The sequence below is a fragment of the Phocaeicola abscessus CCUG 55929 genome, from assembly GCF_000312445.1.
Classification (GTDB): domain Bacteria; phylum Bacteroidota; class Bacteroidia; order Bacteroidales; family Bacteroidaceae; genus Phocaeicola; species Phocaeicola abscessus.
Window position 1 is genome coordinate 39,862 of record NZ_HE997184.1, and the last position, 16,339, is coordinate 56,200.

A 16,339-nucleotide genomic window follows, 5' to 3' on the forward strand; every position below is an offset into this window, starting at 1 on the left:
TTATCCGATCGTTTTAATACTTAATAAAGAAAGTAATTATGGCAAGAAATAAAAAAGAGGTTCCGCAGATAAATTCGAGCTCTACGGCCGATATTGCTTTCATGTTGCTTATCTTCTTCCTTATTACAACATCCATGGACACTGACCGCGGCTTGGCCAGGCGTTTGCCGCAACCGGCCGATCCTTCTCAGAAACAAGATGATAATATTATTGTAAAGGAACGTAATGTCCTCCAAGTTCGTTTGAACAAGGATAACCAACTGATGTGTACCAACGAATGGATCGACATTAAGCAACTCAAAGAAAAAGCAAAAGAATTTATTGCGAACCCCAATGACGAACCGAACCTGCCGGAAAAGCATGTGAAAAACATTCCTTTGCTGGGAGGCGACTGTCGGATAACGGAGAACCATGTCATCTCCGTACAGAACGACGTGGGTACAAGTTATCAAACGTATATCAGCGTTCAGAATGAGCTGGTGGCTGCTTACAACGAACTTCGCGACGAACTGGCAAAGACCAAGTTCGGGAAAAAGTTCAAAGAATGCAGTGAAGCACAGCAGAATGCGATCAAGCTATTCTATCCGCAAAAGATTTCGGAAGCTGAACCAAGAAAATATGGAGGAAAGTAAGTATGAGTAAATTTAATAAAAAGAAACGCGGGATGCCCGCCTTGAATACTTCTTCGCTTCCTGACCTGATCTTCACCATGTTGTTCTTCTTTATGATCGTAACAAGTATGCGCGAGGTGACTTTGAGGGTCGAGTTCAGAGCGCCCGTCGCCACCGAGCTGGAAAAATTGGAGAAGAAGTCATTGGTTTCCTTTATCTATATCGGCAAACCATTGGCTGAATTCGTAAAGAAGATGGGATCCGAGAGCCGCATTCAGCTGAACGATAAGTTTGCAGAACCGAATGAAGTGCAAGATTACATCTATCAGGAACGCGAGAACATGAACGAAGCCGATCAACCGTTTATGACGGTATCCATCAAAGCCGATAAGGATACGAAGATGGGTATCATCACAGAGGTGAAACAAGCGCTTCGTAAAGCGTACGCTTTAAATATCAACTATTCCGCCGTCCAACGGCAATAAAAAGGGTTAACATGAAACAAGAGGCTGGTCATTCCGACCAGCCTCTGTTTTTATTCTTGCGGAGGAATCTCCACGTAATATACCTCTTTATATAATCGTTTCTTTATCGCCTCGTAGCGTGTTTCCATGGCGATGTCTCCATATCCCATGAGGCGCATGGGATAGGGCGCGTCTCCTTCTCGATAAGGCGGTTGCGAATAATCGAACGGACAGAGCCGAAACCCTGCCCGTTCATAAAAGCGGATACGACGTTCGGCTGTCTCATCATCGGGATGTTCGACTTCCACGACGATCGGTTTCTTTATTCGCCACTGCAACAGCTTCAGTGCCCTCTCGCCATATCTGTGATTGCGCAACTCCGACTTGATGGCGAAATGCTCGATATAACCGAACTCCGCAAAGTCCCAAAAAGTCAGCAGCCCGATGGGGATACCTGCCTCTTCGATGACGTGGCACTTGAACAACGGATGGCAATCGGTATGAAACCGCTGTTGAGACAAATCCCGCCTCTCGTGGGCAGGAAACGCCTCGGTCAATAAGTTCTCTACGAACCGGTACGATTCTTCCTCAGCGGTAGTGATCGGTCGGATATCCATTTATTTTCGGATATAGAATTCGATCAGTCGTTCGATAGCGCGCTGGCAGACCGGACAGAAAGCCGGCGCCTCGTTGATTCGCATTCGGCATGCCGTAACGGGACGATATACGCCACCTTTTCTCGTATACCCGGCTCCTTCATAAGCGCCGACGACGGTATATATTTCCGGCTCTTCAGCCTGAGGCGGAGTAGGAATAGGCGTTCCCGCCGGAACCATGTCTTTCCACTTGCTTGCAAAGTCGACCAAGGTAGTGATATTCGGTTCCCACGGTTCGATATCCTTCGGATAGAGCGGACTCGGTGCATCTGCATAGGCATACTCGTCGGCCAGCCCGCCGAAACTGTGACCGAATTCATGAACCACGACGGGTTCAAACATCTTGTGGTGAGCAGTAGTCAACGTGAAAGCGTTGTAAACGCCGCCGCCGCCATACGTATCCGAATTGGCCAGAATAATGATATGTTCATAAGGGATACCTGCGAGCCAGTTGTTTATTTTCTTCACTCGATTGGAGGTCAGATATCGGTCTGAATAGAATGTGTCGAAGTGGGAGTCGACGGCCGTCCGTCTCCATTCTCCCTTCCTCGGAATGCTTACTCCACTATCCTCGGAGATGCTTTGTACGAGGACAACATTAAAGTTCTCTTTCATCTTCTTAAAAGGCTCGTGATCGAACAATGCGTCGACGGCTCTTCGCGCATCTTTCTCGAATGTATCCATCTCTTCACGCGTATAACCTTCGGCCATGATGGCGATGTCGATGCAATCAGCCGGGTCGCCGTTTCGTAATAAATATTTGTGCGGCGTGATCCGGTCTTCTCCCATCCGATGGATCAAGATGTCGTCGGGTTTCACTCGATGGGTCATCGACGCCGTTACTTCGCGCCGTGCGTTCTTGATGCAAATATTCACTTCCGTCTCCCGCTTCGGGAAAGGAAGTAAAACGGTGTGTTGGAACGACTTGCTCAATTGTTTTGCTTCTGCTTCGCCCAACCATTCTAAAAACAGACACGAGAAAGTATGCCGGTAAATCACTGCTCCGGTAGCCTTATCCGTCATGATCGCTTCGCCGTTTCCTTCCAACAGCACCTCCGATAAGCGATGCCGTCTACCCGCCCATCCCGGCAAGGAGATTAACTCGTCCATGCTGATGTATTGCTTATCGACGCTTCCCGAGAACAGGTAATCGATACGCAGCGTACGGTCTTCGAAGTAGGTATCGAAGTCTTGTGCCCGAAGCCGGCTGTAAACCGTCAGGACAACGAGGAATAAAACAAGTCTTTTCATACAATGAGATTTTGAATAATACAAAAAATTCGGCAAGCATGTTGCATACGGCAAAGATACAACTTAATTTAAAAAAAACGAAATGGCGTTACTGAATCATTGCATGTAATATTTGTCGTGTTGCCTGGCTACGTCGGAAGTCAACGCCATTTCCGTAATTTTTATCCACAACACTTAACAAATATTTTCGGCAAATATGGATATGTACGATATATATATTATCTTTGTTCCAGTGAATTAATTGTTTATTATATGGCACGATATCGTTTGGATAAGTTGGACAGAAAGATATTGGATATGATTGCCAACGATGCACGTATTCCTTTCTTGGAAGTTGCCCGCGCTTGTAACGTTTCCGGAGCTGCCATTCATCAGCATGTTCAGAAGTTGCAAGAGATGGGTGTAATAAAGGGATCGCAATATGTTCTTGATCCGGAGAGCATCGGGTATGAGACTTGTGCTTATATCGGACTTTATTTGCAAGATCCTTCCCAATACGAAGAGGTGACCAAAGAACTGATGAAGGTCCCCGAAGTCGTAGAATGTCATTATACGACGGGGCAATACGATATCTTCATCAAGATCTATGCGAAGAACAATCACCATTTGTTAAGCATCATTCATGACCGTTTGCAGAAATTGAACGTAGCTCGCTCTGAGACGCTCATTTCATTTAATGAGGCCATCAAGCGACAGATGCCTCTTCCTAAGGTGGACGACCAATACTGACCGAAATGCGTATGATACGTACAATAAGGAGTTGAACAGTTATTTTTTCTCCGCCTTCTCTCTTCTTATGTAATCGACGAAGCTGTACGGATGTGCGTGTCTATCGTCGGCAGGATGCATCTCTTCGCTGATCTTTTCCCATTCCTCCCATTCGACGGACGGGAAGTAGGCATCCGCTTCTGGAGCTTCGTCATGGACAAACGTCAACAGGAGTTCGTCCGCCAGAGGAAGTGCCGCCCGATATACCGAAGCTCCGCCGATGACGAACGCCTTTTCGTCCGTACGACAATGCGTCAATGCTTCCTGCAGAGAGGCATAACGTTCAGCTCCTCGAAAATCCACGTCGCATCGCCGACTCAGGACGATATTTCTTCGATGGGGTAAGGCACCTTGGGGCAACGATTCGAAAGTCCGTCGTCCCATGATGATCGTATTGCCGGTGGTCAATGTTTTAAATCGCTTCAGATCGTTGGGAAGACGATACAGCAGCTCGTTGTCTTTCCCGATAGCATTATGCTTATCAATGGCTGCGATGAGGGCGATATGCGGCATCTTGTTTTTTGTTTTTGCGGGTTATACGGCTACCTTTCCAGCGATGTGCGGCCAGGGATCATAATTTTTCAGTTTGAAGTCTTCGTACCGAAAGTCGAAGATATTTTTCACCTCGGGGTTGAGTTGCATCGTCGGCAACGGACGGGGAGTTCGCGTCAATTGGAGTTTCACTTGTTCGATATGGTTCGCATAGAGATGGGTATCGCCCGTAGTGTGAATGAAATCGCCCGGTTTCAATCCCGTCACCTGAGCGACCATCATCAATAACAACGCATAGGAAGCGATATTGAACGGTATACCGAGGAAGGTGTCGGCGCTGCGCTGATATAATTGCAGGCTCAGCCTTCCCTGGGCGACATAAAACTGGAACAGACAATGGCAGGGAGGCAGCGCCATCTCGTCTACTTCCGCCGGATTCCAAGCGCTGACGATAATCCGCCGAGAGTCGGGATGATGTTTAATCATTTCGACCGCATTCCGGATTTGATCGATAGCGCCTCCTCGATAGTCCGGCCACGCGCGCCACTGATGGCCGTAAACCGGCCCCAAGTCACCGTGCTCGTCGGCCCACTCGTTCCATATTCGCACGCCGTGTTCTTGGAGATATGCAATGTTGGTATCACCTTTCAGGAACCACAACAGTTCGTAAATGATGGACTTCAGGTGAAGTTTTTTCGTCGTGAGCAGCGGAAAACCTTCGCCTACGTCGAACCGCATTTGATTGCCGAAGATGCTGACCGTACCGGTACCGGTACGGTCAGCTTTACGGATACCTTCGCTCAGGATGCGATGGAGGAGATCTAAATACTGTTTCATTTCGTTTTTTTTCGGAACAAGCTGGCTGTTCGATTTATTTAAGCGTCAGCTCGATCACGTAGTCTACCTCCGTCGGAACTTTCGGCAAGAGGAGCAGGATACCCCCTTCCTGCGGTTTGAACGGGACGGTTTTCTTGTCGATGAACTGCACGGCGCTCTTCACTTTTGCCGCCAATGGGATATACAATACCCGGTCTTTGAGGTCTGTGATGTGAAGATAGAGTTTGTCGCCTTTGCGTGTGGAAACTCCCCAGTGGTGCGGAGGCACATCTCCGCCGCGCGTACCGTAAATGGTTTCGCCGTACTGGCTCATCCATTCGCCCATTTCTTTAAGCCGTTGGACGGCTACGGCGGGCAGTTCACCGTTGGCCTGAGGTCCGATATTCATCAATAAGTTGGCGTTCATGCCGGCGGTTTTGACGATGTACCGAATCAGTTCTTCGGTGGTCTTGTAGTTTTGGTCTTCGATTTTATATCCCCACATGCCGTTCATCGTCTCGCAGGTTTCCAACGGCAGTCGACTGATGGTTGCTCCTTCCGAGAAACCGGTCGTGTTCTGTCCGGGGAGATCTTTTTCAAACATCTGGAAGTCTTCGCCCGAATAGGGATTGCGATGGTGGTTGTTCCCGATCAGGCAAGCCGGCTGAAGTTTGTGAATCAATGCATATTGTTCATCGAGGCGCCAGTCGAAATCCTTGTTGTGATCCCACAAACCGTCAAACCAGATCGCGCCGATAGGCCCGTAGTTCGTCAACAATTCCGTCAACTGATTGTTCATGAAACGGAAGTAGCTATCGTAATTTTGCTGATCGGCGGGTCGACCGGTATAGTGTCCCGTTCTGCCCAACGGATAATCGGGGCGATGCCAATCCAAGTGCGAATAATAGAAATGAAGCTTGATATCTTGCTTTTGGCAAGCTACGGCTAATTCCTTGATGATATCGCGGTGGAAGGGGGTAGCATCTACGATATTGAAATCGGATTGCTTGGTGCCGAACATGGAAAATCCGTCGTGATGGCGCGAGGTGATGGTGATATATTTGGCCCCCGAAGCTTTGATGGCCGACACCCATTCGGCAGCATTGAACCTAGAAGGATAAAAGCCGGAGGCAAACAGATCGTATTCCGAACACTTGATGTTCTTGTTGTTTTGGTACCACTCGCCTTGGGCGGGCATACTGTATATTCCCCAATGCAGGAAGATACCGAATTTCTCGTCCTGAAATTCTTCTCGTGCCTTTAAATTTTCCCGAGTGGGTTCATACCGCGTCGTGTAACTCTGGGCGAAGGATGTCGCCGCCATTACCGTTGCTGTTAGGAGCATTACTGCCAACAGGCCTTTTCTTAATGTTTGTATTCTCATGATATTCTTTGATTGGATTGATATTCCCATAGGGCGTCTTTGTTCCGGTACGGCAAATATAAGGTTAATTTCGGGAACCGGCAAATTATTGCATTTATTCTTTCTCGTCTCTTCCCGTTAGAAGGAGGGAACGAATTTGCAGGACGTCGGCCCGAGAGCAGCGTCTTTCGTCGGAAGTTCCCCGAAATATGACATCAATTCCGGCAAATGATCTTTATTTACAGGATATGATATCAGCTTCGGAGAGCTTCCTCGACTCTTTAGGACGAAAGCGTATCGATCGACTAAGTCGCCGAGAGGACGTGCAGTTCGAAAGGTTTTCCCGATAGAAAATGCAAATATTGTTGTACTTTTGTTTGAAAATTAGCGAAACGCAATGAAATTGCCTCTGGATTTTAAACAGCGCACGTCGGCGCTTCTCGGAGCCGATGACTATGAGCGACTGGTCGCCGCCTTGCAAGAGGAGCCCCCTGTCAGCATCCGCCTGAACAAGGCTAAGCTGAGTCGGCAGAAGGGAGGAGAGACCTTTCTTGTCCAGTACGAACCGGTTGCTTGGTGTCGAGACGGTTCTTATTTGCCGATACGACCGGCTTTTACGTTCGATCCGCTGTTTCATGCCGGAGCTTATTATGTTCAGGAGGCTTCGTCGATGTTCTTGGCGCACGTCTTGCGTACGCTGGTGCGCGAACCGGTGAAAATGCTCGACCTTTGTGCCGCCCCTGGCGGGAAGTCCACGCTGGCGCGCAGTGTTTTGCCTGAGGGAAGTCTGCTGATAGCTAACGAGGTAATGCGAAACCGTTCGCACGTGCTTGTTGAGAATCTGATCAAATGGGGGCATCCCGATGCGGTAATAACCCGCAATGATCCGGCAGATTTCTCCGCCTTACCCGCATTTTTCGATGTGATGCTGACCGATATGCCCTGTTCGGGCGAAGGAATGTTCCGTAAGGATGCCGCAGCTATAACGGACTGGAGCGTAGAGAACGTGAATAGCTGCTGGCGCCGTCAACGGAAGATTCTGGCGGACGCGTGGCCGGCGCTCAAGTGCGGTGGATTGCTTATTTACAGCACGTGTACTTTCAATAAGGAAGAAAATGAGGAAAACGTGGTGTGGATCGTCAAAGAACTCGGCGCAGAAGTACTGGGCGTGCCCGTCTCCTCCGAGTGGCATATTACGGGGAATAGGGCGGGGATGCCGTTTCCCGTCTATCGTTTCCTGCCTTATCAGACGAAGGGAGAAGGATTGTTCCTGGCCATTCTTCGGAAAACCGGAGAAGAGAAGAGAGGAACGATGCTTCCGAAGAAACAGAAAAGCGGTAAACCTTGTGGCGGAATCGTGCCGAACGACGCCTTTCGGTGGGTGGAAGACGCGGATTCGTATGCGTTTGCCGTGCAGGGTCACACGATTTGCGCCACTCATAAGAGTCTGGTCGATGATATTGCTTGGGTGCAACGCTATCTGCACGTCTTGCAATCGGGCCTCCTCATCGGCGAAACAAAGGGCAAGGACCTCGTTCCGAATCACTCCTTAGCCATGAGCACGGCTCTGAATGCGGAGGCTTTCGCTTGTGCGGAGATCTCGTACGAGCAGGCTGTAGCTTATCTGAGGAAGGAAACCGTAACGTTGGATCCGTCGGTACATAGCGGTTATGTGCTGCTGGTTTATAGGGGAATGCCTCTGGGGTTTGTGAAGAACCTCGGGCATCGTGCCAATAATCTGTACCCGACTGAATGGCGAATCCGCAGCGGGCGCTCGCCCGAAGGCTTGTCGCTGGGCTGGTAAGCAGAGCGAGGGAGCGCTTAGAACGGCTTGCGGAAGTCGCATCCGTTCTTCCATTCGGAACATCCGTAAGCAGCGTTTCCCTTCATGATGTGTCCTTGCTTACACAGCGGACAAGGCTGCCCGATCCAGCTATCGTCTAATTTCTCGGGAACGGTCGGGACTGCCGACTTTGTCGGTCGATCGACCGGCCTACGCGATACCTCAGAGCGCCTCGAAGCAGCTTTCTTTTCCGCCTCTTCGGCGACGGCGATTCTCCTATTCGAGTTGTCACTGAGCACGTTCTGCACGATCTCGTTCACCATCTGCTTCAATTCGTTCAAGAAGGTAGCTGCGTCATAGCTCTTCTTTTCGATCTCGCGCAGTTTCTTTTCCCAAATACCGGTTAGTTCGGCCGACTTTAACAGCTCTTCGCGAATCAGTCCGATGAGCGCTACGCCTGTCGGGGTGGCGACTAAGTTTTTGCGTTCCTTACGGATATAATGCCGTTTGAACAGTGTCTCGATGATGGCGGCGCGGGTGGAAGGACGCCCGATGCCGTTCTCCTTGAGCGCATCCCGCAGTTCGTCGCTATTCACCAGTTTCCCTGCCGTTTCCATGGCTCGGAGCAAAGTCGCCTCCGTATATGGGCGAGGCGGTTGCGTCCATTTCTCTGTCAACAGGGGCTCATGCGGACCGCTCTCTCCTTTCTTGAACTGAGGAAGAGGATGCGTTTCTTCTTCCTTATCGGTCGAGTCATCGGAAGCGTCGGCGGTGAAGTTCGGATGTTTCTCATCCTGTTGGAATACGACACGCCAGCCTTCTTCCTTGATGATCTTGCCCGACGTTTTGAACGCTATCTGATCTGCTTCTCCGATAACGGTTGTCGTATCGAAAAGACAGTCAGGGTAGAATACGGCGATGAAGCGGCGGACAACCATGTCGTACACCTTCCGTTCCGCATCCGTGAGGTTGATAGCGGCCTGATCAGTAGGGATAATAGCGTGATGATCCGTCACTTTCGAGCTGTCGAACACCTTCTTCGGTTTATTCAGCTTCGTTCCGATCAAGGGAGCTGTCAGGTTGTCGTATCCTTTGATACCGGCGAGGATACCTGCACATTTGGGATAGATATCATCACTGAGGTAGGTCGTGTCCACACGCGGATAGGTAGTCACCTTCTTTTCATAGAGCGACTGAATCAGCTTGAGAGTCGTATCGGCCGAGTAGGCGAACTTCTTGTTGCATTCCACTTGCAGGGAAGTCAGGTCGAACAGCCGGGGAGGCGCCTCCCGGCCTCGTTTCTTGGTGATTTCGACGACATTGAAAAGAGCCTCTCGAATCCTTTCGAGCAGTTCCTGTCCTCTGCGAAGATCGATGATGGGCGGGATTCCCCGATTCTCGACCGGCTTTTTCGTTCCTTTATCGTCTTCCTCGGCATCGTCTTCCGCCGGTGTCGTTTCCTCGTCGTTCTTTTGGATGAGCGCATGGAATAAGATTTCGCGATACATCGTAGAGAGCACCCAATACTGTTGCGGCACGAAGTGTTCTATTTCCTGTTGGCGGTTGACGATCAGTGCGAGGGTAGGCGTCTGTACGCGTCCGACGGAAAGGATTTGTCGGTTCTGTCCGTACTTTAAGGTATACAGGCGGGTAGCGTTCATCCCGAGCAACCAATCGCCGATAGCGCGACTTAACCCCGCTTCGTACAAGGATTTGAATTCCGACTGGTCTTGCAGTCGGTTGAATCCTTCGCGAATAGCCTCTTCGGTAAGCGAAGAGATCCACAGCCGTTTTACCGGACAGGTAGCTTTCGCCTTTTGCATCACCCAGCGTTGGATGAGCTCGCCTTCCTGCCCGGCATCACCACAGTTGACGATCTCATCCGCCTTTTGCATCAACCCCTCTATGATGTGGAATTGCTTCGCTATGCCATCATTGTCGATCAACTTGATGCCGAAGCGCGGCGGGATCATCGGCAGATTGGACAGACTCCAGGTTTTCCATGCAGGAGTGTAATCGTCGGGCTCTTTAAGCGTACAGAGGTGACCGAAAGTCCACGTAACTTGATATCCGTTTCCTTCGATATATCCGTCTTTCCTATTTTTCGCTCCCAGTACTTCGGCAATGTCGCGAGCCACTGACGGCTTTTCGGCAATACATACGATCATAATCCAAATGCTAAATACGGAGCAAAGGTACGAAAAACAGGCGATACGCTCAGCCGTTTTGCGGTTTATGTTGTTTCTTGAGCCTTTCTATCGCCTTGTCCAACGACTCGTCCGGCTGGATGATATTATAGGGCCCCCAAAAATTCTCGTCATAGAACGTAGTGACGTTATCCGAGAGCACCTGGTGTTCGTTGAATCTCATCTTTCTCGGAATATCTGCCGACTGTCCCGACTTTCGATCGGTTATCACCATCTCGGCGGTGACGGTATAGTTAGTATGGAACAGTTTCTTTTTCCAGTCGCACTTGAAACGTATCACGTCTTGAATGTAGCTGAGATAACTGACGCCGTCGTGTTCGGTGTAATCCACATGAATCGCTACTTCTTGGGGCTTGAAGATCAATCCTCCCGGTTTCTTCTTCAGGATGGCCTGAACAGCTTTCAATCGATCGCTTAAGTCGAGCGAGAAATCTATACGGGTAACGGAAAGACGCTCCTTGTCGATGTAGATTTTGCCCACATACAAAGCATAGGGTACGATACGACGAGGCGCAAAGCAGACGACATATTGCAGCCTACCGTTGAGGTCGGTGATATCTTCCATGTGATAATCGTAGTTTTCCATCTCACCGGGGCTGAAAAGCAAATCGATATTCTTTACGATGTCGAGATTGACGGCGATATTCGGTCCGCCGATAAGTTTTACGGCTAACGTATCGCTTAATTTCGTGCTGACCAACTTACGTCCTTTTTCGATAGCGGTTTTATCGCGCGAATGATCTTCCTTGTAACTCGTTTTATAGATATTGACGATAGCTTCGGAAATATTGATGAAGTGGCGTTTCTTCTTGGCCGTCTCTCTATAGAAACCGGTAAGCAACCTATTTTGAGGGTCGTAGTTGTGGGCTATTTTCTCCACAGCCTTTTTTACTAAGGAACGCGGTTCATAACCTTCGACGACGATTTCTCCGATAAGGTTGCTCGAGGGAGTCAGCCAGAAAGTTTGGCCGAGCATGTCCCGGTTATCGATTTTGATACGGGAGCTGAGATATCCCATGTGAGAAATGTCGATGCTCATTTCCTTATGATAGGAAGGGATTTTCAGGATGAATTCGCCGTCCGCATTGGTTACGGTCGCCGTCTCTTGACCGACGACCGTGACACTTGCATGTGATAATTCTCTTTTATTCGAACGGTCTTTGACCACACCGCTAACGGTAATATACTTTTCATCCTCCGACTGGGCAGAGGTATCCAAGGAAGGCAGCCAGCTAACAAATAAACAAACGATTAGGAATTTAATTGCTTTCATAACTCACTGATTTAAAGATTGGACGCGTTAAGTAATATCTCTTCTCCACAAAAATAATCAATGAGTCGATAAAAAACAATGCCTTCCCGATTATTTTTCGAAGGAGGGTGAGCTTTCCATGATGGCGTAGAATCAAGATGACGTAGAATTAAAAACGGCGGAGCCTCCGCCCCGCCGTCCGGTTGTAAATCCCCCTGGATCAAGGTTGCGGTCCGGGCTCCGGCTGCGTTCCTTTCTTCGGCTTGGGCTCTACCTGTTCATACGTCACATCGGTGAGCGTGAAATACTTCCGCGACGGGTTGAGACGCACCACAGGCTTTTCGATGTGTACGTTGACAAGAAACTTCTCGTCCTTGGGCACGGCCTTGCTCTTGAACGACGGAGTCAGCGAGCCCAGATCGCCAAACTCCACAATGTCGCCGTTCGCTACGATGTCCTTGGCGATCTCGGTAGCGTAGTTGATAACCGCCTCCACTTCCTGTCGGTTGAAGGTGGTGGACTTCGCCACGCGTTCACAAAAATTGCGGAAATTCACACGGTGTCGCCCCGTCGGGTGGGCAATCTGCACGATTTTGCCGGCATTTGCGCCGACATTCAATTTACGTTCAATCAGAACGTACTGCAACGGTTTATTCGCCATAGTCGTTAAATTTAGTTCCCCCTTGTGTGCGCCTTCCGGAGCCGGAGGAGTTGACTCACGAAAGGTTGTTTTCATGTCTCAACCGCAAAGATAATAAACTCATTCCGAAAAGACAACAAATTCTCGGAAAAAACTTTCAACTTAATTTTGGAAAAGAAATAGCCTCCTATCGACTAACAAATTAATCTTTTGGGGAAAAGCAACTGACCTTTCTGGGAAAAGATACTAATCTTTCTCAGGAAAGTTCCTAATCTTTTGACTAAAAGATTAGCATCTTTTTTCTGTTGCGCCAGAGACTGTCTTCACGACGTATCAGACAAGAGTCGCGATAGGATTGAAAAACGGGATAATTACCACTAAAAATCACTATTTTTAGGGATTGCGCGCGGGCAGAGATGCAGATATCTTTGCAAAACCGAAAAATAACCGGTTCGAACGATTAAACGAAGAAAGATATGAGCAATCCGAAAAAGAAGAAAAAGGAGTCCGTGCTGAGACGGCTTCAGGCGTATATGGGAAGACGCAGGCTGCTGCTGCCGATAGCGATGACCTTATCGGGGGCGAGCGCTTTGCTGCTCCTCCTGCCTTTCGTTTTCGTCTGGCTGATCGTCAGGACACTGTTGAGCACGGGAGGTATCGCTGCGGGGACGCCGGTGAATGCTTATGCGTGGTGGGCGGCAGGTACGGCCGTGGCCGGCGTCGCGATTTATTTCGGGGCGAGCATGCTCTCCCACCTTGCCGCCTTCAGCGTGGAGACCAACATGCGGAGGGAGGCGATGAAGAAGCTGATGCGGCTACCGCTCGGATTCTTCGAGCGAAACGAAAGCGGGAACATGCGCAAGATCATCGACGAGAACGCATCGGAGACGCATACATTCGTGGCTCATCTCCTGCCCGACCTGGCCGGGAGCATCGTTTCGCCCGTCGCGGTCGCCGTGCTCGCCTTCGTCTTCAATTGGCAGCTCGGGCTGGCGTGTATGATACCGCTCGCAGCGGCCTTCACGATGATGGGACTGACTGCAAGCCCTAAGCAGCGAAACTTCCAGCGCACCTATTTGGATGCACAGGAGCGAATGGCCGGCGAAGCGGTGGAATACGTCCGCGGCATACCCGTAGTGAAAGTATTTCAGCAGACGGTCTTTTCGTTCAAGCGGTTCTACGACAGCATCATCACCTATCGAGATCTCGTCACGAAATATACCTTAGGCATGCAAAGGCCGATGTCGGTCTACATCGCGATGATACACGGCTTCGCTTTCTTCCTCGTTCCCGCCGCCGTACTGATGATCGGCCGGTCGGGCGATCATGCGGGCGTCGTCTCCGACCTGTTCCTCTACGTACTGATTACGCCCGTGATGGCCACGGGGGTGATGAAGGTGATGTATATGCAACACGACCTGTTCCTGGCGAGTCAAGCCGTGGACAGGGTGGAGCATCTGACCGACGGCGCAGAGCCCTTGCCGGTAAGTCGCACGGAGAAAATGACCGGCAACGGCATCGCATTCGAGCATGTCTCGTTCGCCTATCCCGGTGCCGCGCAGCAGGTCGTAGCCGACGTGAGTTTCTCCATTCCCGAAGGAAAGACCTATGCGTTGGTGGGCGCCTCGGGCGGAGGCAAGACGACCATCGCTCGCCTGATTCCCCGTTTTTGGGATGTAGGGGAAGGCTGCGTGAGAATCGGAGGGGCGGACGTGAGAAGCATCGCCAAGGAAGAACTGATGAATCGCATCGCCTTCGGATTCCAGCATACCCGACTGTTCGGAATGTCCATTCGGGACAATATCCGTTACGGTCGTCCGGAAGCGAGCGACGAAGAGGTGCAAAGGGCCGTGGATCGCTCGCAGAGTCGCGAGATTATCGACCGACTGCCCCGAGGCTTGGACACGAAGATCGGAGCTGGCGGAACCTATCTGTCGGGCGGCGAACAGCAACGCATCGCACTGGCGCGCGCCTTTCTGAAAGATGCCCCGATCGTGGTGCTCGACGAAGCCACCGCTTTCGCCGACCCGGAGAACGAACACTTGATACAGCGGGCCTTGCGCGAACTGATGAGAGGCAAGACGTCGCTGATGATCGCCCACCGCCTGACGAGCGTCCGCGACGTGGATCGCATCCTCGTCGTCGACAAGGGCAGGATTGCTGAGCAGGGGACGCACGAGGAGCTGCTTGCCCTCGGCGGCCTGTACAAGTCTATGTGGGAAGAGTATAGAAAGGCCGTGACTTGGACGGTGTAGTAAGAAAGGAATGAATCTATGAATAGCTGTAAATATTTTCAGAAACGTTTCGCGCTGTCGGAAAAGGGGGCGCAGTCATTCGTCGGCGGAATCTTCGCCTCGCTCTTGCTGAACCTGACCTTGATGCTGCCCGTGATGTTTATTTTCCTGTTCCTCACGGATTACTTGCAGCCGGTCGTTCGCCCCGGGAGCATCCCCGCCAACGGGTTTTGGTTTTATGCATTGACGGCCGCGGCGTTCATGGCGATTATCTATGTCGTTGCCATGTTCCAGTACAAGAACACCTATACCAACGTGTACGTGGAGAGCGCCAACCGCCGCATAGCCCTCGCGGAGAAGCTGCGCAGGCTCCCCCTGTCGTTCTTCGGCGAGAAAAACCTGTCGGATCTCACGTCTACCGTGATGGAAGACAACAATATGATAGAGATGCTTTTCTCGCACGCCGTGCCCCAACTGTTCGCCTCCGTCGGCAGCATCGTGTTGGTGGCCGCGGGTCTGTTCCTCTACGATTGGAGACTCTCCTTGGCGCTGTTCTGGGTGGTGCCGGTAGCTGCGGCGGTGGTGCTTTATGCGAAGCAACTGCTGGATAAGGCGAACCGGGACTTTTACTACGTGAAGAGAGGTGTCACCGAACGGATACAGGAGGGCCTGGAATGCATACAGGAGATAAAGGCGTACAACGGCGAGGATAAGTACAACGAACAGTTGGACGAACAACTCGACGTCTACGAAGAGAGCCTGCGATACGGGGAGTTACTCGGAGCGAGGCTCATAGGCAGTTCCTACTCCATCCTGAAACTCGGCCTAGCGACGGTAATCCTCGCCGGGGCGTATCTGCTCTCCACGGGCAGCACAACGATGTTCACCTACCTGATCTTCCTGATGGTGGCGGCAAGCATCTACAACCCTATTATGGACGTGTTTAACAACATCGCTGCGCTCACTATCCTCGACGTGCGCATCGGTCGTATGCGCGAAATGGAAGAGATGCCCGCCCAACAAGGGAGAGAGGAATGCAATAATGATGGCTACGACATCGTGTTCGAGCATGTGGACTTTGCCTACGAAACCGGCAAGCAGGTGCTCCGAGACGTGAGCTTCACGGCCAAGCAGGGCGAGGTCACCGCGCTGATCGGACCTTCGGGCAGCGGGAAGACCACGCTGGCCAAACTGGCGGCACGGTTCTGGGACGTCCGGAAAGGGCGTATCCTGCTCGGTGGCGAGGACATCGGTCGGATAGATCCTGAAACGCTCTTGAAGAACTACGCCATCGTCTTTCAGGACGTGGTACTCTTCAACGCCACTGTCCGAGACAACATCCGCATCGGCAAGATGGGGGCGACCGACGAAGAGATCGCCCGCGCCGCCCACATTGCCCGTTGCGACGAATTCATCTCCCGTATGCCGGAAGGTATGGATACCGTTATCGGCGAGAACGGCGAACGGCTGTCGGGCGGCGAGCGTCAGCGCATCTCCATCGCTCGCGCCATACTGAAAGACGCTCCCGTCATTCTGATGGACGAAGCCACCGCTTCGCTCGACGTGGAAAACGAGAGCCTGATACAAGAAGCGCTCTCCGCTCTGATCAGAGAGAAAACGGTCGTCATCATCGCTCACCGGATGCGCACGATAAGGGGAACCGACAAAATCGTGCTCCTCAACGAAGGCCGGGTGGAAGCGATCGGGACGGACAAAGAGTTGCAAGAGAGCTCAGAAGTCTATCGAAAGATGTTGGAGAGGTCGGCGAACTAATACACGCTGCTCCATCAAGCAAACTATAA

At 51.0% G+C, this 16,339-nt stretch carries 14 protein-coding genes; 6 read left to right on the top strand and 8 right to left on the bottom strand.

The window, feature by feature from the left end; all coding sequences use genetic code 11:
• Nucleotides 1-38 precede the first annotated feature (38 nt).
• Complete coding sequence (locus BN102_RS06650) at nucleotides 39-632, top strand: ExbD/TolR family protein (protein WP_019208335.1); 594 nt, start codon at nucleotides 39-41, stop codon at nucleotides 630-632.
• Between the two features lie 2 nt (nucleotides 633-634).
• On the top strand, nucleotides 635-1,096 hold the full coding sequence (locus BN102_RS06655; RefSeq protein ID WP_019208336.1) for an ExbD/TolR family protein: 462 nt from the start codon (nucleotides 635-637) through the stop codon (nucleotides 1,094-1,096).
• A gap of 50 nt (nucleotides 1,097-1,146) precedes the next feature.
• Here the strand turns inward: BN102_RS06655 and BN102_RS06660 are convergent, their stop codons facing one another.
• Together BN102_RS06660 and BN102_RS06665 are read right to left on the bottom strand one after the other, a co-directional pair.
• Nucleotides 1,147-1,692 carry a GNAT family N-acetyltransferase gene (locus tag BN102_RS06660; protein ID WP_019208337.1) on the bottom strand — a complete coding sequence of 182 codons (546 nt, stop codon included), beginning with the start codon at nucleotides 1,690-1,692 and terminating at the stop codon, nucleotides 1,147-1,149.
• Nucleotides 1,693-2,982, bottom strand: coding sequence for an IgA Peptidase M64 (locus BN102_RS06665; RefSeq protein ID WP_019208338.1), 1,290 nt, complete (start codon nucleotides 2,980-2,982; stop codon nucleotides 1,693-1,695). It lies immediately after the preceding gene.
• Between the two features lie 252 nt (nucleotides 2,983-3,234).
• Between BN102_RS06665 and BN102_RS06670 the strand changes: the two genes are divergently transcribed.
• Nucleotides 3,235-3,711 (top strand): Lrp/AsnC family transcriptional regulator, encoded by a 477-nt coding sequence (locus BN102_RS06670; RefSeq protein ID WP_019208339.1) that lies wholly within the window; start codon nucleotides 3,235-3,237, stop codon nucleotides 3,709-3,711.
• Nucleotides 3,712-3,750: 39 nt separating this feature from the next.
• Here the strand turns inward: BN102_RS06670 and BN102_RS06675 are convergent, their stop codons facing one another.
• The 3 genes from BN102_RS06675 to BN102_RS06685 are packed head-to-tail and all read right to left on the bottom strand — an operon-like array spanning nucleotide 3,751 to nucleotide 6,442.
• Nucleotides 3,751-4,263: a dihydrofolate reductase gene (locus tag BN102_RS06675; RefSeq protein WP_019208340.1), complete on the bottom strand. Its 513-nt coding sequence runs from the start codon at nucleotides 4,261-4,263 to the stop codon at nucleotides 3,751-3,753.
• A gap of 21 nt (nucleotides 4,264-4,284) precedes the next feature.
• Nucleotides 4,285-5,079 carry a thymidylate synthase gene (locus BN102_RS06680; protein WP_019208341.1) on the bottom strand — a complete coding sequence of 265 codons (795 nt, stop codon included), beginning with the start codon at nucleotides 5,077-5,079 and terminating at the stop codon, nucleotides 4,285-4,287.
• A 34-nt stretch (nucleotides 5,080-5,113) separates the two neighbouring features.
• Entirely contained in the window at nucleotides 5,114-6,442 is a 1,329-nt protein-coding gene (locus BN102_RS06685) for an alpha-L-fucosidase (RefSeq protein ID WP_036787650.1), read from the bottom strand.
• 376 nt (nucleotides 6,443-6,818) lie between these two features.
• Between BN102_RS06685 and BN102_RS06690 the strand changes: the two genes are divergently transcribed.
• Entirely contained in the window at nucleotides 6,819-8,225 is a 1,407-nt protein-coding gene (locus tag BN102_RS06690) for a methyltransferase RsmF C-terminal domain-like protein (RefSeq protein ID WP_019208344.1), read from the top strand.
• A gap of 17 nt (nucleotides 8,226-8,242) precedes the next feature.
• Here the strand turns inward: BN102_RS06690 and BN102_RS06695 are convergent, their stop codons facing one another.
• The 3 genes from BN102_RS06695 to BN102_RS06705 form a co-directional block, all read right to left on the bottom strand.
• Entirely contained in the window at nucleotides 8,243-10,372 is a 2,130-nt protein-coding gene (locus BN102_RS06695; RefSeq protein WP_019208345.1) for a DNA topoisomerase 3, read from the bottom strand.
• A gap of 49 nt (nucleotides 10,373-10,421) precedes the next feature.
• The gene (locus BN102_RS06700) at nucleotides 10,422-11,684 is read right to left on the bottom strand and encodes a carboxypeptidase-like regulatory domain-containing protein (protein ID WP_021311275.1); all 1,263 of its coding nucleotides are present in this window, start codon (nucleotides 11,682-11,684) and stop codon (nucleotides 10,422-10,424) included.
• Between the two features lie 199 nt (nucleotides 11,685-11,883).
• Nucleotides 11,884-12,324: an HU family DNA-binding protein gene (locus BN102_RS06705; protein ID WP_021311233.1), complete on the bottom strand. Its 441-nt coding sequence runs from the start codon at nucleotides 12,322-12,324 to the stop codon at nucleotides 11,884-11,886.
• A 455-nt stretch (nucleotides 12,325-12,779) separates the two neighbouring features.
• On the opposite strand from BN102_RS06705, the gene BN102_RS06710 reads away from it, so the two are divergent.
• Both BN102_RS06710 and BN102_RS06715 read left to right on the top strand, forming a co-directional pair.
• A complete protein-coding gene (locus BN102_RS06710; RefSeq protein WP_019208348.1) occupies nucleotides 12,780-14,558 on the top strand; it encodes an ABC transporter ATP-binding protein in 1,779 nt (592 codons plus the stop codon).
• Nucleotides 14,559-14,576: 18 nt separating this feature from the next.
• Nucleotides 14,577-16,310 carry an ABC transporter ATP-binding protein gene (locus BN102_RS06715; RefSeq protein WP_019208349.1) on the top strand — a complete coding sequence of 578 codons (1,734 nt, stop codon included), beginning with the start codon at nucleotides 14,577-14,579 and terminating at the stop codon, nucleotides 16,308-16,310.
• Nucleotides 16,311-16,339: the final 29 nt, after the last annotated feature.